Consider the following 2,728-nt stretch of genomic DNA (forward strand, 5'->3'; position numbering starts at 1 on the left):
GACAACCGCATTGGCCGTTCTGCCCTGCACGCAGCTTCGGGGTCTGGTCTGTGGATCGGGCGTCCGACGGAATGGCCGGGCTCGCGCCCGCTGACGCTGGAGCCTGAACTGGGGACCGACTTTGGCGGTCTGAACCAGTGGGCCAAAGAGAACGTGGTGAAGTGTCTGTGCTTCTGCCACCCCGATGACGACGCGGCGACCCGCGCCGATCAGGAAGCCACTGTGAAGCGCCTGTTCGAGGCGTCTCGCCGGAATGGTCTGGAGTTCCTGCTCGAGATCATCCCCTCGAAAGTGGGCCCGATCGATGACGAGACCACCCCGACCCTGATCCGCCAGTTCTACGAGATCGGCGTCTACCCTGACTGGTGGAAGCTGGAGCCCCTGAAGACCGCGGACGCTTGGGCCAAGGCCGTGGCCGCGATCGAGGAATATGATCTGCACACCCGCGGGATCGTGGTTCTGGGTCTGGATGCCCCCGAGGCAGAGCTGGCGGCGTCGTTCGAAGTGGCGGCGGGCTTTGGTCTGGTGAAGGGCTTTGCCGTGGGCCGGACGATCTTTGGCGATGCGGCGCGGGCCTGGATGAAGGGCGAGATGACGGACGAAGCGGCGATCGCGCAGATGGCCGAGCGGTTCACGCGGCTTTGTGCGGTGTGGGACGGGGCGCGCGAGAGCGCACGGCGCAACGCGGCCTGAGTGTGAATCGGGGGAGGGGGCGCTGCCCCCTCTTGGCCCCTCGGGGCCAATTCACCCCCGGAGTATTGAGACAAAGCAGAAAGCAGGGGCCTGAGTTGAGGGGTCCTTTGTGCGGGAGAGAAGCATGGGCACGATCCGGCTGACAGCGGCGCAGGCCATGGTGAAGTGGCTGAGTGTACAGATGACTGACGATGGGCATAGATTCATCGAGGGCATGTGGGCGATCTTTGGTCACGGGAACGTGGCGGGTGTGGGCGAGGCTTTGCACCGGTATCGCGATGTGTTCCCCACTTGGCGGGGCCAGAACGAGCAGACCATGGCCCATGCGGCGATTGCCTATGCCAAGGGGCATGGGCGGCGTCGGGCGATGGCGGTGACCAGTTCGATCGGGCCGGGCTCGACCAACGTGGTGACCGCGGCGGCGCTGGCCCATGTGAACCGTCTGCCGCTCTTGATCATCGCGGGGGATGTGTTTGCGAACCGCCGCCCCGATCCGGTCCTGCAGCAGGTCGAGGATTTTGATGACGGCACGGTCAGCGCCAATGACTGCTTCAAGCCCGTGAGCCGGTATTTTGACCGCATCACGCGCCCCGAGCATCTGCTGTCGGCGCTGCCCCGCGCCTTGCGGGTGATGACCGATCCGGCGAACTGTGGACCGGCGACCATTGCCTTCTGTCAGGACGTGCAGGCCGAGGCCTATGACTGGCCCGAGGCGTTCTTTGAGCCCCGCGTGTGGCACATCCGCCGTCCGGCCCCCGATGCCGGGGAACTGGCGCGGGTGGCCGAGATGGTGCGGGCAGCCAAGAACCCGGTGATCGTGGCCGGGGGCGGTGTGATTTATTCCGGGGCCGAGGAGGCTCTGGGGGCGTTCGCGCTGAAGCACAACATCCCCGTGGCCGAGACGCAGGCGGGCAAGTCGGCGCTGGCGACCAGCCATCCCATGAGCTTTGGCGCAAGTGGTGTGGACGGGTCTGCGGCGGCGAATGCGGTGTCGCGCAGCGCCGATCTGGTGATCGGGGTGGGCACGCGGCTTCAGGACTTTACCACCGGCTCGCGGACCCTGTTTGAGGCGGGCCCGAAGCTGGTGTCGATCAACATCCACGGCTACGACGCGGGCAAGCACGGGGCCGAGGCTTTGGTCGGCGATGCGAAGGTGGTGCTGGAAGCTTTGGGCGCCGCGCTGGGGGATTACCGCGCAGAGGCCTGCGATCCGGCCGCGCGCGAGGATTGGCTGCGGGCGGTGGACACCCATTGCGCACGTCCCGAGGATCAGGATGCCAAGCCCACGGATGCGCAGGTGATCGGCGCGGTGCAGCGGGCCACCGATGACAGCGCCATTGCCATGTGCGCGGCAGGGACCATGCCCGGGGCGCTGAAGCTGCTGTGGCAGCCCTCTCAGGGTGGGTACCACATGGAATACGGCTATTCGTGCATGGGCTATGAAGTAGCAGGCGCGATGGGCCTGAAGCTGGCGCGGCCCGAGCGCGAGGTGATCTGCTTTGTGGGCGACGGGTCGTACATGATGGCGAATGCGGAACTGGCGTCGGCGGTGATGCGGCGCATTCCGTTCACCGTGGTGCTTACGGACAACCGCGGCTACGGCTGCATCAACCGCCTGCAGACCTTGGGCTGCGGGGGCGAGCCGTTCAACAACATGTACGTGGATTGCAACGTCGAGGCGCAGCCCGAGATCGACTATGTGGCGCATGCGGCTTCGATGGGGGCCTACGCGGTGAAGGCGAGCGGAACGGATGCGCTGGAGGCCGAGATCGCGGCCGCCCGTGGACGGAACATCCCGACGGTGATCGTGATCGAGACCATCGCGAAGGACTTCCCCGGCACCGGCATCGAGGCATCGGCGGGCGAGCACGGGCACTTCTGGGACGTGGCGGTCCCTGCCGAGAGCGACCGCGAGAAACAGCGCGACTACTACGCGCGGTATCTGACCCAGGTGGCCAAGCAGGCCACGGCGAACTGACCGCCAGAGCGAAAGACAAAGCGGGGGAGAATGGGGGCGCTGCCCCCGGCCGCCAAG

At 66.5% G+C, this 2,728-nt stretch carries 2 protein-coding genes; both read left to right on the top strand.

The window, feature by feature from the left end:
- Positions 1-693: 2-deoxy-5-keto-D-gluconate 6-phosphate aldolase domain-containing protein (locus tag HJ536_RS20610; RefSeq protein ID WP_177159263.1), on the top strand; the 693-nt coding region annotated here is incomplete at its 5' end.
- A gap of 124 nt (positions 694-817) precedes the next feature.
- Complete coding sequence (iolD, locus tag HJ536_RS20615) at positions 818-2,671, top strand: 3D-(3,5/4)-trihydroxycyclohexane-1,2-dione acylhydrolase (decyclizing) (protein ID WP_177159264.1); 1,854 nt, start codon at positions 818-820, stop codon at positions 2,669-2,671.
- Positions 2,672-2,728: the final 57 nt, after the last annotated feature.

This window comes from Donghicola mangrovi (genome assembly GCF_013377535.1).
GTDB lineage: Bacteria > Pseudomonadota > Alphaproteobacteria > Rhodobacterales > Rhodobacteraceae > Donghicola > Donghicola mangrovi.

Coding starts and splice junctions, on each gene's coding strand:
- iolD (WP_177159264.1), top strand. CDS start 818: ATGGGCACGATCCGGCTGACAGCGGCGCAGGCCATGGTGAAGTGGCTG.